The 24510-nt window shown below is 60.7% G+C and carries 27 protein-coding genes; 12 read left to right on the top strand and 15 right to left on the bottom strand.

What is annotated here, in order from left to right:
- Positions 1–336 precede the first annotated feature (336 nt).
- A complete protein-coding gene (gene icd, locus ACZRMO_RS19395) occupies positions 337–1593 on the top strand; it encodes an NADP-dependent isocitrate dehydrogenase (protein ID WP_463973904.1) in 1257 nt (418 codons plus the stop codon).
- 76 nt (positions 1594–1669) lie between these two features.
- Here icd and cspD read toward each other — a convergent pair whose 3' ends face one another.
- Positions 1670–1936 (bottom strand): cold shock domain-containing protein CspD, encoded by a 267-nt coding sequence (gene cspD, locus ACZRMO_RS19400; RefSeq protein WP_463973905.1) that lies wholly within the window; start codon positions 1934–1936, stop codon positions 1670–1672.
- A gap of 224 nt (positions 1937–2160) precedes the next feature.
- Here cspD and clpS point away from each other — a divergent pair, with 224 nt between their 5' ends.
- Both clpS and clpA read left to right on the top strand, forming a co-directional pair.
- A complete protein-coding gene (gene clpS / locus ACZRMO_RS19405; protein WP_005789091.1) occupies positions 2161–2529 on the top strand; it encodes an ATP-dependent Clp protease adapter ClpS in 369 nt (122 codons plus the stop codon).
- A 29-nt stretch (positions 2530–2558) separates the two neighbouring features.
- Positions 2559–4829 (top strand): ATP-dependent Clp protease ATP-binding subunit ClpA, encoded by a 2271-nt coding sequence (gene clpA, locus ACZRMO_RS19410; RefSeq protein ID WP_124527878.1) that lies wholly within the window; start codon positions 2559–2561, stop codon positions 4827–4829.
- A 260-nt stretch (positions 4830–5089) separates the two neighbouring features.
- Here clpA and infA read toward each other — a convergent pair whose 3' ends face one another.
- The 3 genes from infA to aat form a co-directional block, all read right to left on the bottom strand.
- Positions 5090–5308, bottom strand: a complete 219-nt coding sequence (infA, locus tag ACZRMO_RS19415; RefSeq protein ID WP_002553999.1) for a translation initiation factor IF-1 — start codon at positions 5306–5308, stop codon at positions 5090–5092.
- Positions 5309–5408: 100 nt separating this feature from the next.
- Entirely contained in the window at positions 5409–6116 is a 708-nt protein-coding gene (locus tag ACZRMO_RS19420; RefSeq protein ID WP_124527879.1) for an arginyltransferase, read from the bottom strand.
- A 56-nt stretch (positions 6117–6172) separates the two neighbouring features.
- Positions 6173–6853: a leucyl/phenylalanyl-tRNA--protein transferase gene (gene aat, locus ACZRMO_RS19425; protein WP_463973906.1), complete on the bottom strand. Its 681-nt coding sequence runs from the start codon at positions 6851–6853 to the stop codon at positions 6173–6175.
- Positions 6854–7342: 489 nt separating this feature from the next.
- Between aat and ACZRMO_RS19430 the strand changes: the two genes are divergently transcribed.
- From ACZRMO_RS19430 to cysG, 6 genes are read left to right on the top strand one after another with little or no spacing between them, the layout of a single operon-like run.
- Positions 7343–9751: a DNA translocase FtsK gene (locus ACZRMO_RS19430; protein WP_026136830.1), complete on the top strand. Its 2409-nt coding sequence runs from the start codon at positions 7343–7345 to the stop codon at positions 9749–9751.
- Between the two features lie 54 nt (positions 9752–9805).
- The gene (gene lolA, locus ACZRMO_RS19435) at positions 9806–10429 is read left to right on the top strand and encodes an outer membrane lipoprotein periplasmic chaperone LolA (RefSeq protein ID WP_463973907.1); all 624 of its coding nucleotides are present in this window, start codon (positions 9806–9808) and stop codon (positions 10427–10429) included.
- Between the two features lie 10 nt (positions 10430–10439).
- Positions 10440–11762, top strand: a complete 1323-nt coding sequence (locus ACZRMO_RS19440) for a replication-associated recombination protein A (RefSeq protein ID WP_124527882.1) — start codon at positions 10440–10442, stop codon at positions 11760–11762.
- Positions 11762–12136 carry a fluoride efflux transporter CrcB gene (gene crcB / locus ACZRMO_RS19445; RefSeq protein ID WP_003232122.1) on the top strand — a complete coding sequence of 125 codons (375 nt, stop codon included), beginning with the start codon at positions 11762–11764 and terminating at the stop codon, positions 12134–12136. The genes ACZRMO_RS19440 and crcB overlap by 1 nt, the downstream gene beginning before the upstream one ends.
- A 16-nt stretch (positions 12137–12152) precedes the next feature.
- Positions 12153–13433, top strand: coding sequence for a serine--tRNA ligase (gene serS, locus ACZRMO_RS19450; protein ID WP_463973908.1), 1281 nt, complete (start codon positions 12153–12155; stop codon positions 13431–13433).
- Entirely contained in the window at positions 13434–14828 is a 1395-nt protein-coding gene (gene cysG / locus ACZRMO_RS19455; RefSeq protein ID WP_124527884.1) for a siroheme synthase CysG, read from the top strand.
- Between the two features lie 111 nt (positions 14829–14939).
- Here the strand turns inward: cysG and ACZRMO_RS19460 are convergent, their stop codons facing one another.
- The 6 genes from ACZRMO_RS19460 to tusD form a co-directional block, all read right to left on the bottom strand.
- Positions 14940–15935 carry a glutathione S-transferase family protein gene (locus ACZRMO_RS19460; RefSeq protein ID WP_463973909.1) on the bottom strand — a complete coding sequence of 332 codons (996 nt, stop codon included), beginning with the start codon at positions 15933–15935 and terminating at the stop codon, positions 14940–14942.
- An 88-nt stretch (positions 15936–16023) separates the two neighbouring features.
- Positions 16024–17025: a glycosyl transferase family protein gene (locus ACZRMO_RS19465; RefSeq protein ID WP_463973910.1), complete on the bottom strand. Its 1002-nt coding sequence runs from the start codon at positions 17023–17025 to the stop codon at positions 16024–16026.
- The gene (locus ACZRMO_RS19470) at positions 17022–17357 is read right to left on the bottom strand and encodes a TusE/DsrC/DsvC family sulfur relay protein (protein ID WP_463973911.1); all 336 of its coding nucleotides are present in this window, start codon (positions 17355–17357) and stop codon (positions 17022–17024) included. The genes ACZRMO_RS19465 and ACZRMO_RS19470 overlap by 4 nt, the downstream gene beginning before the upstream one ends.
- On the bottom strand, positions 17354–17632 hold the full coding sequence (tusB, locus tag ACZRMO_RS19475; RefSeq protein WP_185706677.1) for a sulfurtransferase complex subunit TusB: 279 nt from the start codon (positions 17630–17632) through the stop codon (positions 17354–17356). The genes ACZRMO_RS19470 and tusB overlap by 4 nt, the downstream gene beginning before the upstream one ends.
- On the bottom strand, positions 17632–17982 hold the full coding sequence (gene tusC / locus ACZRMO_RS19480; RefSeq protein WP_207043838.1) for a sulfurtransferase complex subunit TusC: 351 nt from the start codon (positions 17980–17982) through the stop codon (positions 17632–17634). Before tusC ends, tusB begins: the two co-directional genes overlap by 1 nt.
- A 1-nt stretch (position 17983) precedes the next feature.
- Positions 17984–18376: a sulfurtransferase complex subunit TusD gene (tusD, locus tag ACZRMO_RS19485; RefSeq protein WP_463973912.1), complete on the bottom strand. Its 393-nt coding sequence runs from the start codon at positions 18374–18376 to the stop codon at positions 17984–17986.
- A 157-nt stretch (positions 18377–18533) separates the two neighbouring features.
- On the opposite strand from tusD, the gene ACZRMO_RS19490 reads away from it, so the two are divergent.
- Positions 18534–19715: a CaiB/BaiF CoA transferase family protein gene (locus ACZRMO_RS19490; RefSeq protein WP_463973913.1), complete on the top strand. Its 1182-nt coding sequence runs from the start codon at positions 18534–18536 to the stop codon at positions 19713–19715.
- Between the two features lie 91 nt (positions 19716–19806).
- Here ACZRMO_RS19490 and ACZRMO_RS19495 read toward each other — a convergent pair whose 3' ends face one another.
- Together ACZRMO_RS19495 and ACZRMO_RS19500 are read right to left on the bottom strand one after the other, a co-directional pair.
- Positions 19807–20301: a SprT family zinc-dependent metalloprotease gene (locus ACZRMO_RS19495; RefSeq protein WP_257783487.1), complete on the bottom strand. Its 495-nt coding sequence runs from the start codon at positions 20299–20301 to the stop codon at positions 19807–19809.
- Positions 20302–20430: 129 nt separating this feature from the next.
- Entirely contained in the window at positions 20431–21033 is a 603-nt protein-coding gene (locus ACZRMO_RS19500; protein WP_124527891.1) for a Yip1 family protein, read from the bottom strand.
- A 381-nt stretch (positions 21034–21414) separates the two neighbouring features.
- On the opposite strand from ACZRMO_RS19500, the gene ttcA reads away from it, so the two are divergent.
- Both ttcA and ACZRMO_RS19510 read left to right on the top strand, forming a co-directional pair.
- Positions 21415–22239: a tRNA 2-thiocytidine(32) synthetase TtcA gene (gene ttcA / locus ACZRMO_RS19505; protein ID WP_207043847.1), complete on the top strand. Its 825-nt coding sequence runs from the start codon at positions 21415–21417 to the stop codon at positions 22237–22239.
- Between the two features lie 67 nt (positions 22240–22306).
- Positions 22307–22978, top strand: a complete 672-nt coding sequence (locus tag ACZRMO_RS19510) for a DNA-3-methyladenine glycosylase I (RefSeq protein WP_463973914.1) — start codon at positions 22307–22309, stop codon at positions 22976–22978.
- 106 nt (positions 22979–23084) lie between these two features.
- Here ACZRMO_RS19510 and ACZRMO_RS19515 read toward each other — a convergent pair whose 3' ends face one another.
- The 3 genes from ACZRMO_RS19515 to arsC are packed head-to-tail and all read right to left on the bottom strand — an operon-like array spanning position 23085 to position 24452.
- Positions 23085–23504, bottom strand: coding sequence for a DUF2069 domain-containing protein (locus ACZRMO_RS19515; RefSeq protein ID WP_463973915.1), 420 nt, complete (start codon positions 23502–23504; stop codon positions 23085–23087).
- Complete coding sequence (wrbA, locus tag ACZRMO_RS19520; RefSeq protein ID WP_463973916.1) at positions 23488–24102, bottom strand: NAD(P)H:quinone oxidoreductase; 615 nt, start codon at positions 24100–24102, stop codon at positions 23488–23490. The genes ACZRMO_RS19515 and wrbA overlap by 17 nt, the downstream gene beginning before the upstream one ends.
- Entirely contained in the window at positions 24099–24452 is a 354-nt protein-coding gene (gene arsC / locus ACZRMO_RS19525) for an arsenate reductase (glutaredoxin) (protein ID WP_463973917.1), read from the bottom strand. The genes wrbA and arsC overlap by 4 nt, the downstream gene beginning before the upstream one ends.
- Between the last annotated feature and the right edge of the window lie 58 nt (positions 24453–24510).

Consider the following 24510-nt stretch of genomic DNA (forward strand, 5'->3'; position numbering starts at 1 on the left):
TAATAGTCCGGCTTTGTAGCTGAAGGCACCTGTTCCAGAGCGGTCAGCTGTCGTGACTCTTGGGTCAGCGGCGGCATTATACATAGGTCGCTATGCTTACGCCGAGCCTTCATACAAAAGGTGTGTCGTCCATTGGTCTAAAGGTCGCAGGTACCGGGTTACGCCCAAAGTCGCACGATGTGCTCAGGATTGGCGATTTTGCCTTTGATTTCAGGCTTGTAGGCGACTAAATATGCTGTTTTCGATGCAAATGAGCATGGCGCGAGGTTTCAGTCGTCATTTATCTGGAGTAGGCTCGAACGCAGCCAGATGTTCAATCCATAGATGGAGTTCAGCATGGGATACAAGAAGATTCAGGTTCCAGCCGTCGGCGACAAAATCACCGTCAATGCAGACCATTCTCTCAATGTTCCTGACCAACCGATCATCCCTTACATTGAAGGTGACGGTATCGGCGTCGACATCAGCCCGGTGATGATCAAGGTAGTCGACGCTGCTGTTGAAAAGGCCTACGGCGGCAAGCGCAAGATCTCGTGGATGGAGGTGTATGCCGGCGAAAAGGCCACTCAGGTCTACGACCAGGACACCTGGCTGCCCCAGGAGACCCTGGATGCGGTCAAGGACTACGTGGTTTCCATCAAGGGTCCGCTGACCACGCCGGTGGGTGGCGGCATTCGTTCGCTGAACGTGGCCCTGCGCCAACAGCTCGACCTGTATGTCTGCCTGCGCCCGGTGCGCTGGTTTGAAGGTGTGCCGAGCCCGGTGAAAAAACCGGGGGATGTGGACATGACCATCTTCCGCGAGAACTCCGAAGATATTTACGCCGGCATCGAATGGAGGGCTGGTTCGCCGGAAGCCATCAAGGTGATCAAGTTCCTCAAGGAGGAAATGGGCGTTACCAAAATTCGTTTTGACCAGGATTGCGGGATTGGCGTGAAGCCGGTTTCTAAAGAGGGGACCAAGCGTCTCGCGCGTAAGGCCCTGCAATATGTAGTGGATAACGACCGCGATTCGCTGACCATCGTGCACAAAGGCAACATCATGAAGTTCACCGAGGGTGCCTTCAAGGAATGGGCCTACGAAGTGGCGGCTGAAGAGTTCGGCGCGACCCTGCTCGATGGCGGCCCGTGGATGCAATTCAAGAATCCGAAGACTGGCAAGAATGTCGTGGTCAAAGATGCTATCGCTGACGCCATGCTCCAGCAGATCCTGCTGCGCCCGGCTGAGTATGATGTGATCGCCACCCTCAACCTCAACGGTGACTACCTGTCCGACGCCTTGGCGGCAGAGGTGGGCGGTATTGGTATTGCGCCGGGGGCCAACCTGTCGGACACCGTGGCGATGTTCGAGGCAACCCACGGCACGGCGCCGAAATATGCGGGCAAGGACCAGGTCAACCCTGGTTCGCTGATTTTGTCGGCGGAGATGATGCTGCGCCACATGGGTTGGACCGAAGCGGCCGACCTGATCATCAAGGGCACCAATGGTGCCATCTCGGCCAAAACCGTGACCTATGACTTCGAGCGCTTGATGGATGGCGCGAAATTGGTGTCATCGTCCGGCTTTGGTGACGCGCTGATCTCGCATATGTAAAGGCAGTACAAAAAAAGGCCACCCCTGGTTAGTTGGAGTGGCCTTTTTTATCGCAACGTTCTCGCTTATCGGCGGATCAAGCCGTTTGTTTCTTTTCTTTGTGAGCGTGCGAAGGTACGTGATCGTCAGGTTGCAGTTGTGTGGCGTTCGTGATTGCCACCGCGTGCAGCCCTTTGGGTCCTTGAATAATATCGAAATTCACGGGTTGCCCCGCTTTCAGCGTTTTGTATCCTTCCATTTGGATCGCTGAGTAATGCGCAAACAAGTCTTCGGTTTTACCATCTTCATTGATGAAGCCGTAGCCTTTGGCATTGTTGAACCACTTGACCTTACCACTAGCCATCTCCATATCCCTCTGCACCAGACTCCATCACTGGAGTATCATCCAGTTTATCCGTCCTAACCCGAATAAATAAGGTTGACTGCGCGGACCTTTTTTCCCCAATGTGGGTTCTATTGGTTGTAACACTGATTTGCCGATAGTCAAGGCGACCAGTCAGTCAGAGTTGAAATTCTGACAGGTCGCCCCCACCACTGTATTTGAACCACTGACGAACCTTTCTTTCCATGCATGCAAACAGCCAGATTCGACTAACATTCAATCAGGATCGCCCGGATCAGGAACACGATGACGACGGTTCTGCAGGCATTGCTGTTCAAGAGGCCAAACCTGCTCTACAGGCGCCGCCGATGTACAAGGTGGTTTTGTTCAATGATGACTACACACCGATGGATTTCGTCGTCGAAGTGCTCGAGGTGTTTTTTAATCTGAACCGCGAGTTGGCGACCAAGGTAATGCTGGCCGTTCATACAGAAGGACGGGCAGTATGTGGAGTGTTTACCCGCGACATCGCCGAGACAAAGGCCATGCAGGTCAACCAGTACGCCAGGGAAAGCCAGCATCCGCTACTCTGTGAAATCGAGAAGGACGGTTAACGCCGACCACTTGGGTATGAGGTGAAGCTATGTTAAACCGCGAGCTCGAAGTCACCCTCAATCTTGCCTTCAAGGAGGCCCGTTCGAAGCGTCATGAATTCATGACCGTCGAGCACCTGCTGCTGGCACTTTTGGATAACGAAGCTGCCGCCACCGTCTTGCGTGCGTGCGGCGCCAACCTCGACAAACTCAAGCATGACCTGCAGGAGTTTATCGACTCCACAACGCCACTTATTCCAGTCCACGATGAAGACCGTGAAACCCAGCCAACCCTGGGCTTCCAGCGGGTGCTTCAGCGTGCCGTGTTCCATGTGCAGAGCTCCGGCAAGCGTGAAGTCACAGGCGCCAATGTGCTTGTGGCGATCTTCAGCGAACAGGAAAGCCAGGCAGTGTTCCTGCTCAAGCAGCAGAGCGTTGCCCGTATTGATGTCGTCAACTACATCGCCCACGGTATCTCCAAGGTGCCTGGGCACGGCGATCATTCCGAGGGTGAGCAGGATATGCAGGACGACGAGGGCGGTGAGTCTTCTTCTTCGGGCAATCCATTGGATGCCTATGCCAGCAACCTCAATGAACTGGCGCGCCAGGGGCGGATCGATCCGCTGGTGGGGCGCGAGCTTGAAGTTGAGCGCGTAGCGCAGATCCTTGCACGTCGTCGCAAGAACAACCCGTTGCTGGTGGGTGAGGCGGGCGTGGGTAAAACCGCAATTGCCGAAGGCCTGGCCAAGCGCATTGTGGATAACCAGGTGCCGGATCTGCTGGCCAACAGTGTCGTCTACTCCCTGGACCTGGGCGCGTTGCTCGCCGGGACCAAGTACCGTGGCGATTTCGAGAAGCGCTTCAAGGCGTTGCTCGGCGAGCTGAAAAAACGCCCGCAGGCGATCCTGTTCATCGACGAAATCCACACCATCATTGGTGCCGGTGCGGCGTCTGGCGGGGTGATGGATGCCTCCAACCTGCTCAAGCCGCTGCTGTCGTCGGGTGATATCCGTTGCATCGGTTCGACCACGTTCCAGGAGTTTCGCGGCATCTTCGAAAAAGACCGCGCCCTGGCGCGTCGCTTCCAGAAAGTCGACGTGTCCGAGCCTTCGGTTGAAGACACCATCGGCATCCTGCGCGGGCTCAAGGGGCGTTTCGAAGCGCACCATGGCATCGAGTACACCGATGAGGCCCTGCGTGCGGCGGCCGAGCTGGCGTCACGCTACATCAATGATCGGCACATGCCGGACAAGGCCATCGACGTGATCGACGAGGCCGGCGCCTATCAGCGCCTGCAGCCGGTCGAGAAACGTGTGAAGCGCATCGATGTGCCTCAGGTCGAGGACATCGTCGCGAAGATCGCGCGGATTCCGCCTAAACACGTCAACAGTTCCGACAAGGAGCTGCTGCGTAACCTGGAGCGCGACCTCAAGCTCACCGTGTTTGGCCAGGATGCGGCTATCGATGCGCTGTCCACGGCAATCAAGCTGTCCCGTGCGGGCCTCAAGTCGCCGGACAAGCCAGTCGGTTCGTTCCTGTTCGCCGGCCCGACCGGCGTCGGCAAGACCGAAGCGGCGCGGCAGTTGGCCAAGGCCATGGGGATCGAGCTGGTGCGTTTCGACATGTCCGAATACATGGAGCGTCACACCGTGTCGCGCCTGATCGGCGCGCCTCCGGGCTATGTCGGGTTCGACCAGGGCGGTCTGCTGACCGAAGCGATCACCAAGCAACCGCATTGCGTATTGCTTCTCGATGAAATCGAGAAGGCTCACCCGGAAGTCTTCAACCTGCTGTTGCAGGTGATGGACCACGGGACCCTGACCGACAACAACGGCCGCAAGGCGGACTTCCGCAACGTGATCGTGATCATGACCACCAACGCCGGTGCCGAAACGGCCGCGCGGGCCTCGATCGGCTTCAGCCATCAGGATCACTCTTCCGATGCGATGGAAGTGATCAAGAAGAGCTTTACGCCGGAGTTCCGCAACCGCCTGGACACCATTATCCAGTTTGGTCGCCTCAGCCATGAGGTCATCAAAAGCGTGGTGGACAAGTTCCTTACCGAGCTTCAAGCGCAGTTGGAAGACAAGCGCGTGCAGCTGGATGTCACGGAAGCGGCGCGCAGTTGGATCGCCGAAGGCGGCTACGACGCGGCAATGGGCGCACGCCCGATGGCGCGTCTGATCCAGGACAAGATCAAGCGGCCATTGGCCGAAGAGATCCTGTTTGGCGAGCTTTCCGACCATGGTGGCGTGGTGCATATCGATCTGAAGGATGGCGAGCTGACCTTCGAGTTCGAGACCACGGCTGAAATGGCCTGATCGCTGATCGCAACACAGCAAAAGGCGCCGAAAGGCGCCTTTTTGCTGCGTGCCATACCAGGCTGGACACTAACGTTCATGTGTAGAGGATCAAATGTGGGAGCGGGCTTGCTCGCGAATGCGGAGTGTCAGCCAGCAAATTTATCGGCTGATCCGCCGCCTTCGCGAGCAAGCCCGCTCCCACAGGAAATCTGTGGTGTTCGGTAAATAACGCACACACAAAAACGCCCGGCATAACCGGGCGTTTTGTATTGACTTGCTTAGCGAGCGCGGTAAGTGATGCGCCCTTTGCTCAAGTCATAGGGCGTCAGCTCGACGCGCACTTTGTCACCGGTAAGAATACGAATGTAGTTCTTGCGCATCTTGCCGGAGATATGCGCGGTTACGACGTGCCCATTTTCCAACTCCACACGAAACATGGTGTTGGGCAGGGTGTCGACGACAGTGCCTTCCATTTCGAAGCTGTCTTCTTTCGACATGCAGTAAAGCCCTCGGTATCCAGTGAATGGCCCGGTGCAACTGCGCCAGGCAAAAGCGGCGTGCATTGTGCCCGAAAAAGGGTGTTTAAGCCAAGGGGTTCTAGTTAAGCGTGACCCATCTTTGATTAATCAGCAGTTCTATGGGGCGATATTGGGTCTTGTAGTTCATCTTTTTGCAGTTTTTGATCCAGTAACCCAGGTACACCGCCTCCAGCTCCAGGCGCAGGGCTTCCCCGATTTGCCACAGGATCGCAAAGCGCCCCAGGCTGCGGCGTTCCTCGGCGGGCTCGTAGAAGGTGTACACCGCCGACAGCCCGTTGGGCAGCAAATCGGTCACGGCGACGGCCACCAGCCGTCCGTCGAGGCGGAACTCGTAGAAGCGCGAGAAGGGCAGGTCGCGCACCAGGAAGGTGGAAAACTGGTCACGGCTGGGCGGAAACATATCGCCGTCAGCATGGCGCTGTTCGATGTAGCGCTGGTAAAGGTCGAAATACTCTTCACTGTAGTGTGGCTTGGTGGCGGTCACCGTCAGGTCGGCGTTGCGCTTGAGAATGCGCTTCTGGTTACGATCCGGCAGAAATTGCGCGACAGGAATGCGCGCCGGTACGCAGGCATTGCAGTTCTGGCAATGGGGGCGGTACAGATGGTCGCCGCTGCGCCGAAAGCCCATTTCCGACAGGTCAGCGTACACGTGCACGTCCATCGGCTGGCTGGGGTCGAGGAACAGTGTGGTGGCCTGCTCGTCGGGCAGGTAGCTGCAAGAGTGGGCTTGAGTGGCATAAAACTTCAAGCGTGCCAGCTCGGTCATGATCAACCCTCGGGATAAGCTTTGAAACAAGTGTAAGCCACGTGCGCGAAAGTCGCCTAGGAAACCCAGGGTCCGCCATTGGGTCGGTCCAGGTGGTCGTGCAGGTACTGTGCAAAGTCGCTGCGCGGGATGGCGCGGGCGCCCAGGCTGTGCAGGTGGTCGTTGGGCATCTGGCAGTCGATCAGCACAAAGCCCCAGGCCTGCAACTGCCGGGTCAGGGTAGCGAAGCCGAATTTCGAGGCGTTGTCGGCACGGCTGAACATGGATTCGCCAAAGAACAATTGGCCCATTGCCAGGCCGTAGAGCCCGCCCACCAGTTTGCCCTCGTCCCACACTTCGACGGAGTGCGCGTAACCGCGCTGATGCAGCGCCAGGTACGCGTCCTGGATGCCTTCAGTGATCCAGGTGCCGTCGGCATAGGCGCGGGGTGCGGCGCAGGCCTGGATGACGGCGGCGAAGTCCTGGTCAAAGGTCACGGTATAGCGTTGTTGGCGCAACAGTTTGCCGAGGCTGCGGGAGACATGCAGTTCTTCGGGGAAGATCACCGTGCGCGGGTCGGGTGACCACCAGAGGATCGGCTGGCCGTCCGAGAACCACGGGAAGCAGCCGTGGCGGTACGCCTGCACCAGGCGTTCGGCCGATAGATCGCCACCGGCGGCCAGCAGGCCATTGGGTTCGCGCATGGCCTTGGCCAGCGGCGGGAAGGTCAGAGAGTCACGTTGCAACCAGGTCAGCATGGCATCCAGGCTTACGGAGGGGGAGGGGAGCGGCACGTGCCGCGAGTGAGGGTGATTATTGTCGACAGAGCGCCCCAGGGCCAGCCCGAATCGGGCGCAAGTCAGGATTAGCGTGAGCGGGTGTTTCTGCAACTCTCTGCCGGGGATGTGGTCGTAACCGGGGTTACACCATGCAGGCCATTTGCCAAGCTTGCCTTGTTTGGTAAAAACAGCCCATAAGCCTTTGTCAGCAAAGACAATGCATGCTCAAATTGAACATGTTGCAACACTTGAATTGTCTATGCTGCCGAGGGAAGGGCAAGGGCGTGGCAACGGGGGCACAAACCCGTACAATGCGGGCACTGTGGCGTTATCGCCGTTTCACCGCTTCATCTCCCAGTGTTAAACGTAGAATCAACGACGTTCGTTTATTTTTCAGCTGCTCGGATTGGGCAGTGGTTGCAGTCATTCAATAGATGGACGCGCTAAAAGCGCAGGAAAAGACCCGTTTTGAAGAAATCCGCCGCAACACCTAAAGCAGCAGTCGTGCCGGCCTGGCGCCAGCACCTGCACTACCGCCTCAAGGAAGGCGCGCTGATCGCGATCGGCGCCCTGTGCCTGTTCCTGATGATGGCCTTGCTCACCTATGGCAAGGACGATCCGGGCTGGAGCCACAACAGCAAGATCGACGATGTACAGAACTTTGGCGGCCCCGCCGGTTCCTACAGCGCCGACATCCTGTTCATGGTGTTGGGTTACTTCGCGTATATCTTCCCCTTGCTGCTGGCAATCAAGACCTGGCAGATCTTCCGCCAGCGCCACGAGCCGTGGCAGTGGAGCGGTTGGCTGTTCTCCTGGCGCCTGATCGGCCTGGTGTTCCTGGTGCTGTCCGGCGCGGCCCTGGCCCATATCCATTTCCATGCACCTACTGGCCTGCCTGCGGGCGCCGGTGGTGCGCTGGGCGAAAGCCTGGGCGACCTGGCGCGCAAGACCCTGAACATCCAGGGCAGCACGTTGATGTTTATCGCCCTGTTCCTGTTCGGCCTGACCGTGTTCACCGACCTGTCGTGGTTCAAGGTGATGGACGTGACCGGCAAGATCACCCTCGACCTGCTGGAGCTGTTCCAGGGTGCCGCCAACCGCTGGTGGGCGGCGCGGGTCGACCGCAAGCGCATGGTCGCGCAACTGCGTGAAGTCGACACCCGTGTCAACGAAGTGGTGGCCCCGAGCACGCCGGACCGCCGTGAACAGGCCAAGGTCAAGGAACGCCTGATCGAACGTGAGCAGGCCCTGAGCAAGCACATGTCGGACCGCGAGAAGCAGGTGCCGCCAGTGATCGCGCCGGCACCGCCCAAGGCCCCTGAGCCAAGTGCCCGTGTGCAGAAAGAGAAACAGGCACCGCTGTTTGTCGACAGCGCCGTCGAAGGCACCTTGCCGCCGATCTCGATTCTCGACCCGGCAGAAAAGAAACAACTCAACTATTCCCCAGAGTCGCTGGCTGCCGTTGGTCATCTGCTGGAAATCAAACTGAAGGAATTCGGCGTCGAAGTGACCGTGGACTCGATCCACCCCGGCCCCGTTATCACCCGTTACGAAATCCAGCCGGCCGCAGGCGTCAAGGTCAGCCGTATCTCCAACCTGGCGAAAGACCTGGCCCGTTCCCTCGCCGTGACCAGTGTGCGCGTGGTGGAAGTGATCCCCGGCAAGACCACCGTGGGCATTGAGATTCCCAACGAAGACCGCCAGATCGTGCGCTTCTCCGAAGTGCTGTCGACGCCCGAGTACGACAACTTCAAGTCGCCGGTCACCCTGGCCCTGGGCCACGACATCGGCGGCAAGCCGGTGATCACCGACCTGGCGAAAATGCCGCACTTGCTGGTGGCCGGTACCACCGGTTCCGGTAAGTCGGTGGGCGTGAACGCGATGATCCTGTCGATCCTGTTCAAGTCCGGGCCGGACGACGCCAAGCTGATCATGATCGATCCGAAAATGTTGGAACTGTCGATCTACGAAGGCATCCCGCACCTGTTGTGCCCGGTCGTCACCGACATGAAGGACGCCGCCAACGCCCTGCGCTGGAGTGTCGCCGAGATGGAGCGCCGCTACAAGTTGATGGCGAAGATGGGCGTGCGCAACCTGGCGGGCTTCAACGCCAAGATCAAGGAAGCCCACGATCGTGGCGAGACCATTGATGACCCGTTGTACAAGCGCGAAAGCATTCACGACGAAGCGCCGAAGCTGACCAAGCTGCCGACCATCGTGGTGGTGGTGGACGAATTCGCCGACATGATGATGATCGTCGGCAAGAAGGTCGAAGAACTCATCGCGCGTATCGCGCAGAAGGCCCGTGCGGCCGGTATCCACTTGATCCTCGCGACCCAGCGTCCGTCGGTGGATGTGATCACCGGTCTGATCAAGGCCAACATTCCGACGCGCATGGCGTTCCAGGTGTCGAGCAAGATCGACTCGCGGACCATCATCGACCAGGGCGGCGCCGAGCAGCTGCTGGGCCACGGTGACATGCTCTACATGCCACCAGGTACCAGCCTGCCGATCCGTGTACACGGCGCCTTTGTCTCCGATGATGAAGTGCACCGTGTGGTGGAAGCCTGGAAACTGCGCGGCGCCCCCGAGTACAACGACGACATCCTCAACGGCGTCGAAGAAGCCGGCAGCGGCTTCGAAAATGGCGGCGGTGGCGGTGACGACGATGCGGAAACCGATGCCCTGTACGACGAAGCCGTGGCCTTTGTGCTCGAAAGCCGCCGTGCGTCGATTTCTGCGGTGCAGCGTAAGCTGAAAATCGGCTACAACCGCGCCGCCCGCATGATCGAAGCCATGGAAATGGCCGGCGTCGTGACTGCCATGAACACCAACGGCTCGCGTGAAGTCATCGCCCCCGGGCAGATGCGCGACTGACCCCGTGCCGCGTGGCAGCACGCGGCACGCCCTTACGACTCAATGAGGACTCCCATGCGCCTTATCCGCATGCTGTTGTTGCCGGCACTGGCCCTGACCGCTGTTTCGGCTCACGCTGACCCGGCCTCCGTCGCCAGCCTGAAGAACCTGTTGGACAAATCCCAGACCCTGACTGCGCGCTTCTCCCAGCTGACCCTGGACGCCGGCGGCACCCAGTTGCAGCAAACCGAAGGCGAAATGGCCGTACAGCGCCCGGGGCTGTTTTACTGGCATACCGAAGGCAAGTCGGAGCAGACCATCGTCTCCGACGGCCAGAAAGTCACGCTGTGGGACCCGGACCTGGAACAGGCAACCATCAAGAAGCTCGATCCACGCCTGAACCAGACCCCGGCGCTGCTGCTGTCGGGTGATGTGTCGAAGATCAACGACAGCTTCGAAATCACCTCCAAGCAAACCAGCAACGTGATTGAGTTCACCCTCAAGCCCAAGTCCAAGGACACCTTGTTCGATACCCTGAACCTGTCGTTCGGCAACGGTGTGATCAACAACATGCGCCTGATCGATAGCGTCGGCCAGCGTACCGATATCCTGTTCTCCGGGGTCAAGGCCAACCAGCCGGTACCGGCGTCCACGTTCAAGTTCGACATCCCCAAGGGTGCCGACGTGATCCAGGAGTAAAACGCTGCCCATGGACCTGTTTCGCAGTGACCCGATTGCCCAGCCCCTGGCCGCGCGCTTGCGCTCGACCAACCTGGATGAGTACGTCGGCCAGGAACACCTGCTCGCTCGCGGCAAGCCGTTGCGCGAAGCCCTGGAGCAAGGTGCGCTGCACTCGATGATTTTCTGGGGCCCGCCCGGGGTGGGTAAAACCACCCTCGCGCGCCTGTTGGCGAAAGTCTCGGATGCACACTTCGAAACGGTCTCGGCGGTACTCGCCGGGGTCAAGGAGATCCGGCAGGCGGTCGAGGTGGCCAAGCAGCAGGCCGGGCAATACGGCAAGCGCACCATCTTGTTCGTCGATGAAGTGCATCGCTTCAACAAGTCGCAGCAGGATGCGTTCCTGCCCTATGTGGAAGACGGCACGCTGATCTTTATCGGCGCCACCACCGAAAACCCTTCGTTCGAATTGAACAACGCCTTGCTCTCGCGGGCGCGGGTCTATGTGCTCAAGAGCCTGGACGAAGCGGCGATGCAAAAGCTGTTGCACCGCGCCTTGAGCGAAGACAAGGGCTTGGGCAAGCGCCAGCTGAGCGTCAGCGACGAAGGCTTCAAGATTCTGCTGACCGCCGCCGATGGCGACGGGCGGCGCTTCCTCAACCTGCTGGAAAACGCCTCCGACCTGGCGGAAGACGGCAGCGAGATCGGTGTCGACCTGCTGCAAAGCCTGCTGGGCGACACCCGCCGCCGTTTCGACAAGGGCGGCGAAGCCTTCTACGACCAGATCTCGGCGCTGCACAAATCCGTGCGTGGCTCCAACCCCGACGGCGCGCTGTACTGGTTTGCGCGCATGATCGACGGCGGTTGCGACCCGCTGTACCTGGCCCGCCGCGTGGTGCGCATGGCCAGCGAAGACATCGGCAACGCCGACCCGCGTGCGCTGAGCCTGTGCCTGGCGGCGTGGGACGTGCAGGAGCGCCTCGGCAGCCCGGAAGGCGAGTTGGCGGTGGCCCAGGCCATCACGTACCTGGCCTGTGCACCCAAAAGTAACGCGGTGTACATGGGCTTCAAATCGGCGCTGCGTGCGGCCGCCGAATACGGCTCCCTTGAGGTGCCGATGCACCTGCGCAATGCGCCGACCAAGCTGATGAAGCAACTGGGTTATGGCGATGAATACCGCTACGCCCATGACGAGCCGGACGCTTATGCCGCCGGCGAAGACTACTTCCCCGATGAGCTTGAACCGCTGCCGCTCTATCAGCCAGTGCCCCGTGGCCTGGAGCTGAAAATCGGCGAAAAGCTCAATCACCTCGCACAACTCGATCGACTCAGCCCAAAACAGCGGAGAAAGTAGTGCTCAAGACGATTCTTGCCGTGTCCGCAGCCGGCATCGCTGGTACATTATTGCGTTTCGCCACCGGTACGTGGGTCAGCGCCAATTGGCCGAAGCATTTTTATGCGGCGACCCTGGCGGTCAACCTGGTGGGCTGCTTGATTATCGGGCTGTTGTACGGCTGGTTCCTGTTGCGCCCGGAAGTGCCGATTGAGATTCGCGCCGGCTTGATTGTCGGCTTTGTAGGCGGTCTGACGACCTTTTCATCCTTTTCACTGGATACGCTGCGCCTGCTGGAAAGCGGGCAAGCCCTGGTCGCCTTCGGGTACCTGGGCATCAGCGTGTTCGGCGGGCTGCTCGCCACCTGGGCTGGCCTGTCCCTGACCAAACTTTGATAAACGAGAGACCGACATGCTCGATTCCAAACTGTTACGTAGCAACCTTCAGGACGTAGCGGACCGCCTGGCATCCCGTGGCTTTGCCCTGGATGTTGCGCGCATCGAAGCGCTGGAAGAACAGCGCAAGACCGTCCAGACCCGCACCGAAGCACTGCAGGCTGAGCGTAATGCACGTTCCAAATCCATCGGTCAGGCCAAGCAGCGCGGCGAAGACATCGCACCGTTGATGGCCGACGTCGAGCGCATGGGCACCGAGCTGTCCGACGGCAAGGTCGAGCTGGAGGGCATCCAGTCCGAACTGGATTCGATCCTGTTGGGTATCCCCAACATCCCGCACGAATCCGTGCCGGTCGGTGCCGACGAAGACGGCAACGTCGAAGTGCGCCGTTGGGGCACGCCAAAAGCCTTTGATTTCCAGATCAAGGACCACGTTGCCCTGGGCGAATTGACCGGTGGCCTGGATTTTGAGACCGCTGCCAAGATGTCCGGCGCACGTTTCTCCCTGCTGCGTGGCCCGGTGGCCCGCCTGCATCGCGCCCTGGCGCAGTTCATGATCAACCTGCACACCGCCGAGCACGGCTACGAAGAAGCCTACACGCCGTACCTGGTACAGGCGCCGGCGCTGATGGGCACCAGCCAGCTGCCGAAATTCGAAGAAGACCTGTTCAAGATCAGCCGCGAAGGCGAAGCCGATCTGTACCTGATCCCGACGGCCGAAGTGTCGCTGACCAACATCGTCTCCGGCGAGATCCTCGACGCCAAAGAGCTGCCGCTGAAGTTCGTCGCCCACAGCCCGTGCTTCCGTAGCGAAGCCGGTGCCTCGGGTCGCGATACGCGCGGCATGATCCGCCAGCACCAGTTCGACAAGGTCGAAATGGTGCAGATCGTCGAGCCGTCGACCTCCATGGACGCCCTGGAAGGCCTGACCGCCAACGCCGAGCGCGTCCTGCAACTGCTGGAGCTGCCATACCGCGTCCTCGCGCTGTGCACCGGCGACATGGGTTTCAGCGCCGTGAAAACCTACGACCTTGAAGTGTGGGTGCCGAGCCAGGACAAGTACCGCGAGATCTCGTCGTGCTCCAACTGCGGTGATTTCCAGGCCCGTCGCATGCAGGCGCGTTTCCGCAACCCGGAAACCGGCAAGCCGGAACTGGTACACACCCTCAACGGTTCGGGCCTGGCCGTAGGCCGTACCCTGGTGGCCGTGCTGGAAAACTACCAGCAGGCTGACGGTTCCATCCGCGTACCGGACGTGCTCAAGCCGTACATGGCGGGCGTTGAGGTCATCGGCTAAATGGAATTTCTGCCGCTGTTTCATAACCTGCGCGGCAGTCGTGTGTTGGTCGTCGGTGGCGGGGAGATTGCCTTGCGCAAATCCCGGCTGCTGGCCGACGCCGGTGCGTTGCTGCGGGTGGTTGCTCCCCAGATCGAAGACCAGCTCAATGAGTTGGTCCTGGGCAGTGGCGGGGAACTGATTTTGCGCGGTTATCAGGAGGCCGACCTCGACGGCTGCACCCTGATCATCGCCGCCACCGACGATGAAACGCTGAACGCGCAAGTGTCCAGCGATGCCAAGCGTCGGTGCGTGCCGGTCAATGTGGTCGATGCGCCTGCCTTGTGCAGCGTGATCTTCCCGGCGATTGTCGACCGTTCACCGTTGGTGATTGCGGTGTCCAGTGGCGGCGATGCGCCGGTGCTGGCGCGACTGATCCGCGCCAAGCTGGAAACCTGGATTCCGTCCACCTACGGCCAGTTGGCCGGGTTGGCGGCGCGTTTTCGCGCCCAGGTCAAAGGCTTGTACCCGGATGTGCAGCAACGTCGCGCGTTCTGGGAAGAGGTGTTCCAGGGCCCGATTGCCGATCGGCAACTGGCCGGGCAGGGCGCCGAAGCCGAGCGTTTGCTGGTGGAAAAAGTCAACGGCAAGGCGCCCCATGCGCCGGGTGAGGTTTACCTGGTGGGCGCCGGCCCCGGCGATCCGGACCTGCTGACCTTCCGCGCACTGCGCCTGATGCAGCAAGCCGACGTGGTGCTCTACGACCGCCTGGTTGCGCCGGCGATTCTTGAGCTGTGCCGCCGCGATGCCGAGCGTGTGTACGTCGGCAAGCGCCGCGCCGACCATGCTGTGCCCCAGGACCAGATCAACCAGCAACTGGTGGACCTGGCCAAGCAAGGCAAGCGCGTGCTGCGCCTCAAGGGTGGCGATCCGTTCATCTTTGGCCGCGGTGGCGAGGAGATCGAGGAACTGGCGGCCCATGGCATCCCGTTCCAGGTCGTGCCGGGTATCACGGCGGCCAGTGGTTGCGCGGCGTACGCCGGGATTCCGCTGACCCACCGCGACTATGCGCAATCGGTGCGTTTCATCACCGGGCATTTGAAGGACGGGACCTCGGACCTGCCCTGGCATGACCTGGTGGGACCGTCGCAGACCCTGGTGTTCTACATGGGCTTGATTGGCTTGCCGATCATCTGCGAACAGCTGATCCAGCACGGACGCGCAGCCGATACCCCGGCGGCTTTGATCCAGCAAGGCACCACGTCCAACCAGCGTGTGTTTACCGGCACCCTGGCCGACTTGCCACGCATGGTGGCGGAGCATGAAGTGCATGCGCCGACACTGGTGATCGTGGGTGAAGTGGTGGTGTTGCGTGAAAAGCTCAAGTGGTTCGAAGGCGCGCAGTCACAGATCTGACACTGTACCTGTGGCGAGGGAGCTTGCTCCCGCTGGAGTGCGAAGCGCTCCCAAGATTTTGGGGCCGCTTCGCAGCCCAGCGGGAGCAAGCTCCCTCGCCACAAAGTGTTTTCAGCTCCAGACGCCGGCGCCGGTCAAGCGCTGCCGATCATGGGCAGTATCAAACTCTTGCAACGGGCCTTTAGGCACAATCCCCGTCGGATTGATCGTACGGTGACTCGCATAGTAATGCCCCTTGATATGCGCAAAATCCACCGTCTCGGCCACCCCCGGCCACTGGTATATCTCCCTTAGCCAATTCGACAGATTCGGATAATCCGCAATCCGCCGCAAATTGCATTTGAAGTGCCCGTAATACACCGCATCAAAGCGAATCAGCGTGGTGAACAGGCGCACATCCGCTTCGGTCAGGTATTCACCCGCCAGGTAGCGATGGTCGCTCAGGTGCTGTTCCAGGTAATCCAGCTCGGCAAACACATCGTCAAACGCACTTTCATAAGCGTGTTGTGAAGTGGCGAAGCCTGCGCGATACACGCCGTTGTTCACGGCGGGGTAAATACGCTCATTCAGTGCGTCGATGGTCGGGCGCAGCGCCTCGGGATAGAAATCCAGCGTGTTGCCGGTCAGTCCATTAAACGCGCTGTTGAACATACGGATGATTTCCGCCGATTCGTTGCTGACGATACGGTTGAGCTTTTTGTCCCACAGCACTGGCACCGTCACACGACCGGTGTAGTCGGCGGTGTCAGCGGTATAACGCTGGTGCATGAAGGCAAAGTCGTCGAGGGCGTCGCCGCTTGAGCCGTGGGCCTTGTCGAAGGTCCAGCCGTTTTCCAGCATCAGCCAACTGACCACGGACACGTCGATCAGGCTTTCCAGGCCTTTGAGCTTGCGCAAGATCAAGGTGCGGTGGGCCCAGGGGCAGGCGAGGGACACATACAGGTGGTAGCGGCCGGCTTCGGCCTGGAAGCCACCTTCGCCGCTTGGGCCGGGCGCGCCGTCGGCGGTGACCCAGTGGCGGCGTTGCGCTTGTTCGCGCTGGAATGCGCCGTCCGCGCTACTTTCGTACCACTGGTCTTTCCAGTGTCCTTCGATCAGCAAACCCATGACTGGCTCCTTGGCTAATAAGCGTTGGAGCCCAGTCTAAAGGGATGGGTTCGATTTAAAAGCGCAAAGACTGCGGGTGAATGATCGATTAAATCGATTTATCCCGCGCGTCCCAGTACTGCTGGGCCAAGGCAAACGCCTGTTCCCGTGGGTGGCCGAGGCCGCGCAAGGCCAGGGCCATGGTGGCAATCAGCGCCAGTTGCGGGTAGCTGTCCTCGACATCACCGCGCCACAACGCCCTCAAGTGCTCAGGTTCAAGGCTGGCCGGCTTGACGTGGCGCTGGGCGGAGAGGGCAGGCCACTCTTCGTCCCAGCTTTCGCCGCCGGTGGTGCCATAGAGGTGGCTGGCGGAGTCGGGGTTGATCTCGATCTCGCCGCCGTCACCCTTGACCACAATCACATTGTCGCCGAGCAGGCCGCTGGCATCGCGGTGCACGCCCTGGTAACCCGGATGGAAAATACTCTGCAGGCCCAGGCGTGCATTCAAGGGATTGAGCAAACGCGCCAGGGAATGGATCGGCGAGCGCAGACCCAGGGTGTTCCGCAGGTCGATCATGCGTTGCAACTGCGGTGCCCAATCGCCCAGCGGAATAAACGCCAGGTTGCCTTGCCCATAGGCGGCTTCGACCTGCTGCCAGTTGCGGCACAGCGGAATCTGCAAGCCTTCCAGCAATTGCTCGGTGTACAACCGGCCTGCGGTGTGCGCGCCACCGCCGTGCATAAGGATGCGCACACCGTTTTGTGCCAGGCACTTGGCCGCCAGCAGATACCACGGCAGGTGGCGTTTCTTGCCGGCGTAGGTTGGCCAGTCCACGTCCACATTCAACGCTGGAGCGTTGAGGCGTTCGCGCACGGCTTCGGTGAAGCCGGCGAGTTCTTCCGGGCTTTCTTCCTTGTGGCGCAGCAGCATCAGGAAGGCGCCGAGCTGGGTGTCTTCGACCTTTTCGTCGAGCAGCATGCCCATGGCTTCGCGGGCTTCCTCGCGGGTGAGGTTGCGCGCGCCGCGCTTGCCTTTGCCGAGGATGCGCACGAATTGCGCAAACGGGTGTTCGGCGGGGGTTTCCAGGATCAGGGGAGCAAAGTCGGTCATAAGCAATTCGTCGGCCTGGGCAGGCCCGCCAGCTTGGCGGCGAGTTTGGCGGGAGTGCCGTTGAACAGTTTGTTGAGGTGCAGGCTGTTGCCCTTTTCCGGGCCGAGCTTCAACGCGGTGTACTTGATCAGCGGGCGCGTGGCCGGGGACAGCTGGAATTCGGCGTAGAAGCCGCGCAGCAGGTCGAGGATCTGCCAGTGGTCTGGCGTCAGCTCCAGGGATTCGGCGGCGGCCAGGGCGTTGGCGACGTCGACGCACCAGTCATTCAAGTCGACGAGATAGCCGTCCTTGTCCAGTTCATAGGTGCGTTCGCCTACGGTCAAGGTGTTCATAACCAGCTGTTGACCTTGTCGTAATCGAGCGACAGTTGCACGAAGCCGGGATAGTCCACGCTGTCGGCCCAGTCCGGTAATGGCAGGTTGCGCGCCTGCATGTCCTCGGCCAGCACAAACACCTTTACGCCCTTGGTGTGCAGGGCGGGAGCGTGCAGCCCGTAGGCGCCGTCGCCGCACAGCAGGATCGCGTCCTCGGCGCCGCAGATGCGCAGGCAACTGTCGAGGCGACTGTCGGAAAACGGTGAGTGAGACACCACATGTAAAGTCGACATCAGAGGGTAATCACCTGGTCGTAACGGTCAATCAATTGGGAAATCGCGTCGTTGCTCAACGGTTGCGCCTCGGTGGGCGGCGTCAAGCCACGCACGGCCATGCTGTGGCGGCAGACAAAGACATCGTCGATGCCGAACAGCCCCAATGCCTGCAGGTTGGCACTCAGGTCCTTTTGTTGCACGGCCTTGGCGTTCTGGTGCGGTGCGAGCTGAAACACGCCGTCATCCATGAACAGCAGGCCAATCGGCAAATCAAAGGCACCACCGGCCAGCACGATATCCAGGGCTTCCCGCGCACCCGGGCCGGACCACGGTGCCTGGCGGCTGATCACCAATAAGGATTTGGACATGTCACGGCCCTCCAAAACAGATCAGGCGGTCGGCGGCCTGGACGGCATCGTGCAACTGCCCCAGGCCCGACAACGCCCAAGGGGCTTCAATATTCACGGCGCTGCGCTGATAACGCGCGGCTTCTTCCTGGTTGAGCACGCCGCGACGCAAGGCGGCGGCGATGCACACCACGCCGTCGAGCTGGTGCAGGCTGACGAACTCACGCCATTGGCGCGCGATGTCTTGCTCATCCTGGGGCGCGACGATGTTGTTGGACGCGCTGTACACGCCATCCTGATAGAAAAACAGCCGCACAATCTCGTGCCCGCCGGCCAGCGCCGCTTGGGCGAACAGCAGGGCGCGGCGCGAGGAGGGCGCGTGGGCGGCGGAAAACACGGCAATCGCAAACTTCATGGAACACTCTGCAAGCAAACGTGGGCCAATGATAAAGCCGCCGCCAGGAAAAAGCCCGCCGTGATCAAAACGGTCACTGTCGTTGATTGTTCTGACGATTGCCCGTAGGACCAAGGCTGCCTAGTCTGTGGGCAATCGAAACGGAATTGGAGTGCCCATGTCAGGTCCCTTGGCGTCCCTCAAAGTGCTGGATTTCTCCACCTTGCTGCCTGGCCCGTTTGCGTCCTTGATGCTCGCGGACATGGGTGCCGAGGTCTTGCGCATCGAATCGCCCACGCGCATGGACCTGCTGCGGGTGCTGCCGCCCCATGACCGGGGCACGTCGGCGAGCCATGCCTACCTCAATCGCAACAAGCGTAGCCTGGCGCTGGACCTCAAGCAGGCCGAAGCGTTGGAGATCGTGCGCGCGTTGGTCAAGGAGTACGACATTGTGCTTGAGCAGTTTCGCCCTGGGGTAATGGAGCGGCTGGGCCTGGGCTATGAGACGTTGAAGGCGATCAACCCGCGGCTGATTTATGTGTCGATCACCGGCTACGGGCAGACCGGCCCCTACAAGGACCGTGCCGGGCACGATATCAACTACCTGGCGCTGGCCGGTGTGGCAAGCCACACCGGGCGCCAGGACAGCGGGCCGTTGCCCCTGGGCGTGCAATTGGCGGATGTGGCCGGTGGCTCGTTGCACGCCGTCGTCGGGTTGCTGGCTGCGGTGATCGCCCGGCAGCACAGTGGCGTCGGCCAATACCTGGACGTGAGCATGACTGACTGCTCGTTCAGCCTGAACGCCATGGCCGCTGCGGGTTACCTGGCGTGCGGGGTGGAGCCTGGGTGGGAAAGCCATGTGCTGAACGGCGGCAGTTTTTATGACTATTACCGCACCCGGGATGGGCGCTGGATGTCCGTCGGTAGCCTGGAGCCGGCGTTTATGCAGCAACTGTGCGCCACGTTGGGGCGGCCCGAGTTGGCGACGCAAGGGTTATCGCCCCAGCCTGCGCAGCAAAAGGCCCTGAAACAGGCGTTGCAGGTGGAGTTTGAGAAACGCAGTTTCGACGAGCTTTGTGCGTTGTTCGCCGACGTGGATGCCTGCGTCGAACCGGTGCTGAGTTTCAGTGAGGCGGTTGAGCATCCCCAGTTGAAGGCGCGGGCATTGGTCAGCCAAGTGCCTAGGGGGGATGGTTCGAGCCAGGCGCAACTGGCGTGCCCGTTGAAGTTCTCGCAGGGTTTGCCAGCGCCTCGGCATATTGGGGTGGCGGTGGGGGCGCACAGTGATGAGGTGTTGGCGGAGTTGGGGATCAGTGCTCAGCGTATCGAGGATTTACGGCAGGCCAGGATTATTGGTTGACTGATCCGGCGCTATCGCAGGCAAGCCAGCTCCCACATTTTGACCGCGCCGCCTATCCAATGTGGGAGCTGGCTTGCCTGCGATGAGGCCCTCACTCCACCCGAGTTTCCCCGGTAAACACCAGGGTCTGCCGGCACCGCCGACACAAATACCGCCGCCCCTGTGCCACCAGCCCATGGCGCTGCGACGAAAACGGGAAATCACTGTCCGCACACGGGCAGCGGTAGATATACCGCATCACCTGGCGCCGTTTCACCGCATAGGTATGGCAACGATCCGGTGGCAGTTCGTAAACCCCGCGCATGATCAGTTGCCATTCCTCGCCATGGGGCTGGATGCGCTCGCCAAACAGTTGGTGGGCAATCAAATGTGCCACTTCATGGGCCACGGTCTGTTTCAGGAAGTGCTGGCTGTTTTCTCGGTACAACTGAGGGTTGAAGCGCAGCAGGTTCTCGTGCAAATGCGCGACACCGGCCTTCTGGCCCCGCAGCTTGAGGCTGACCTGGGGGCGTTTGAAGCTTCGTTTGAAAAAGGATTCGGCTTGTTGGAAACAATCTTCGACGCGGGTGTTGAGCTGCTCGGGCATGCTGTACCTATCTCCAGAGACGCCCAGTATGCCGTAAAGGCGGGTGTTTCCGAATCTGTCAGGCGCCGAATGGTCGCACATAACGCACAAAGCCACCTTGCGGTGGCTTTGTCCAAGGTTTGAACGCGCTCAACTGGTGTAGATCGGCCCTACGCCCAGGCCCCAGACAATCACGGTAAACGCCATGATCGCCACCAGCACGACCAGCCCTACGGCCAGCACCGAACTGGAAAACAGGAAACCCTCGTCCGGGTCGATGTTCATGAAGGTCGGCAGCCCCACATACAGCAGATACACCGTGTAGCAAATCGCCGCCGTGCCCACCACCATGCCTAGCCACATATGTGGATACAGCGCCGCCAGCCCGCCGATAAACAATGGCGTTGCGGTGTAGGTCGCAAACGCCACACAGCGCGGCATGCTGGGGTTGGCGTCGTAGGTGCGGGCCATCCAGTGAATGAACGCGCCCATCACCGCCACGCCGCCGAGCATGGCGGCGTAGGACATCAGGGTCATCCACAAGGCGCTTTCCTGGGTCAGCATGACCGGCGCGCGGTTGCCGATGACCCAGCCGACCTGGGTGGTGCCGATAAAGGCTGATACGGCGGGGATCGCCGCAAGAATCAGCGTATGAGTGAGGTACATGTGGCCGATGCTTTCTTCTTTATCGCCACGGATTTCCCGCCATTCCCGGTCGGGATGGGTAAATAGCCCCACGACGTGATGGATCATGCCAGTCACTCCTGTCGTTATTACCATCGCCCCCCATCGGAGCGCCCACGGGCCAATTGGCCTGAAAGGTCCTGGATATGTGTGCGACCTCAAGTCGCAGTATAGGAAGGGATGATCGGAATAACTGTAGGGCCTTTAGAGCAAATTGCGCTGTAAACGCTGGGGTTAATCGCGCTGAGGTCTGTCGGGAGTGCCGTAATCACAATGTGGGAGCGGGCTTGCTCGCGAAAGCGGTGTGTCAGTCACTGAATGTATTTCTGATCCACCGCATTCGCGAGCAAGCCCGCTCCCACACAAGCCAGCTCCCACATTGGAACTCGGTCGCTCATAACGCTAAAATACCCGGCTTTTCGTCACACACCTTTTGCGGATCCAAGCGCCATGGGCACTCTTACGGTCAACCAGAACAAACTGCAAAAACGCCTGCGTCGCCTGGCCGGTGAAGCGGTCGCCGATTTCAACATGATCGAGGACGGCGACAAGGTCATGGTCTGCCTCTCCGGCGGCAAAGACAGCTACACCCTGCTCGACGTGCTGCTGCACCTGCAAAAGGTCGCGCCGATCACGTTCCAGATCGTCGCCGTCAACATGGACCAGAAACAACCGGGCTTCCCCGAGCACGTGCTGCCGGCCTACCTCAAAGAGCTGGGCGTCGAGTACCACATCGTCGAGAAAGACACCTATTCGGTGGTCAAGGAGCTGATCCCGGAAGGCAAGACCACCTGCTCGCTGTGCTCGCGCCTGCGCCGTGGCACGCTCTACACCTTTGCCGATGAAATCGGCGCAACCAAGATGGCCCTGGGTCATCACCGCGACGACATCGTCGAGACCTTCTTCCTCAATATGTTCTTCAACGGCTCGCTCAAGGCCATGCCGCCCAAGCTGCGCGCCGATGACGGACGCAACGTGGTGATCCGCCCGCTGGCGTATTGCAACGAGAAGGACATCCAGGCCTACTCCGACTTCAAGCAATTCCCGATCATCCCGTGCAACCTGTGTGGCTCCCAGGAAAACCTGCAGCGCCAGGTGGTCAAGGAGATGCTGCTGGACTGGGAGCGCAAGACCCCAGGCCGCACCGAGAGCATCTTCCGCAGCCTGCAGAACGTGCAGCCGTCGCAGTTGGCCGACCGCAACCTGTTCGACTTCACCAGCCTCAAGATCGACGAGACCGCCGCTTCGCGCTTCGTCAATGTAGTGAACCTCTAGGCGACTTCCACGCTCTGACACACGGCGCTCGCGGGCGCCGTTTTCAATTCAAACCCCAGGAGAGGGCATGCGCGATTACAAGTGGCTACACGAATACTGTCTGAACCGTTTCGGTTCGGTCGCCGAGTTGGAAGCCCATCTGCCGGTGCCAAACACCCCGGCGCAATTGCGCAAGATCAGCGATGACCGTTACCTGTCGACCCTGGCCCTGCGGGTGTTTCGTGCAGGGCTCAAGCACAGTGTGGTGGACGCCAAGTGGCCGGCATTCGAGAAAGTATTCTTCGGCTTCGACCCGGAAAAAGTCGTGTTGATGGGTGCCGAGCACCTGGAGCGGCTGATGCAGGACACCAGCATCATCCGCCACCTGGGCAAGCTCAAGAGCGTGCCGCGCAATGCGCAGATGATCCTGGATATCGCCCAGGAACACGGCAGCTTTGGCGCGTTTATCGCCGACTGGCCGGCGACCGACATCGTCGGCCTGTGGAAATACCTGAGCAAGCACGGCCACCAGCTGGGCGGTTTGTCGGCGCCGCGCTTCTTGCGCATGGTCGGCAAGGATACGTTTGTGCCCAGTTATGACGTGGTGGCGGCGTTGAATGCGCAGAAGATCGTCGACAAGGCGCCGACCAGCCTGCGGGATCTGGCGACGGTGCAAGGGGCGTTCAACCAGTGGCATGCCGAGAGTGGGCGGCCGATGTGCCAGTTGTCGATGATGCTGGCCTATACGGTGAATCATTGAAACCGAGGTGATGCCATCGCAGGCAAGCCAGCTCCCACATTCGACCGCGTTCCTTGAATTGAAATGCAATCAAATGTGGGAGCGGGCTTGCCCGCGATAGCGGACTTCAGGCCGACACAGGCTCTACAGCCAGCCGCCGATTCAACTGATGCCGCCACCGCACATACAACAACGCCGTACAAAACACCGTCAGACTCGCGAGCATCTCCAACACCCCGAACCATTGCCGGTTCGGGTCATACGCCGCCAGCGCGCCCTTGATGAAATACAGGTTCACCGCAAAGCACATCCACGAATGCCCGCGCGCGCTGCCCAGCAGCATCCCCGGTGCGAGCAACAGCAGCGGCACCAGTTCGATCAGCAGGATCACCCATGGCCGTGCGCCGTGCAGGTCGGCGACGAACAGGTAATACCCGCACAGCAAACCCACCAGGCCAAAGAACGCCAGCAGGCTCAATGCCCGTGCGACCTTGACCCGTGGTTCCAGCCACGCCTGGGGCGGCAGGACTTTAGGCTTTTTGGCCACGACCGGCCTCCAGCAGCGTCGCGGTGTTCGCCAGGCGCAGGCCGAGGGCGCGGCACAGGGCGATTTCATGTTGATCGAGCAGGCGCTTGCCGTCCGGGCCGGCGTGGTGGCTGGCGCCGTAGGGTGTACCGCCGCCTTGGGTGTCGAGCAGCGCCTGTTCGCTGTAGGGCAGGCCGGTGATCAACATGCCGTGGTGCAGCAACGGCAGCAGCATCGACATCAACGTGGTTTCCTGGCCGCCGTGCAGGCTGGCGGTGGAGGTGAAGACCCCGGCCGGCTTGCCGACAAGGGCGCCGGTCAGCCACAGGTTGCTGGTGCCGTCGATAAAGTACTTGAGCGGCGCGGCCATGTTGCCGAAGCGCGTCGGGCTGCCCAGGGCCAGGCCCGAGCAGTGCTTCAGATCATCGAGGCTGGCATACAGCGCGCCCTCGTCGGGGATGCTCGGCGCCACGGCCTCGCACTCGGCGGAGATCGCCGGCACGGTGCGCAGGCGCGCTTCCATGCCGCCTTGCTCGATGCCCCGGGCAATCTGCCGGGCCATTTCGCTGACCGAGCCATGGCGGCTGTAATACAACACCAGCACATACGGCGTAGTCACGGCAGGATCTCCAGCACGTTTTCTGGCGGACGGCCAATGATGGCCTTGTCGGCGGTTTCGAGGATCGGGCGTTCCATCAACTTGGGGTGCTCGGCGATCGCGGCGATCAGTTGCGCTTCGCTGAGGCTGACGTCGGCGAGGTTGAGGGCCTTGTATTCGTCTTCACCGGTGCGCAGCAGTTGGCGCGCGGTGAGGCCCAGCTTGGCGAGCAAGGCCTTTAGTTGCGCGGCGTCCAGCGGCGTTTCCAGGTAGCGCACCACGGTCGGGGTGAGGCCGCGGGCTTCGAGCAGTTCCAGCGCACCGCGGGATTTCGAGCAGCGCGGGTTGTGATAAAGCGTCAGATCGGTCATGTGCGGGTCGCATCTTGCGTAAGGTGGCGGGTATTCTACCCGCGCTGCGTCCCGTCCT

Source organism: Pseudomonas sp. B611, from assembly GCF_055407965.1.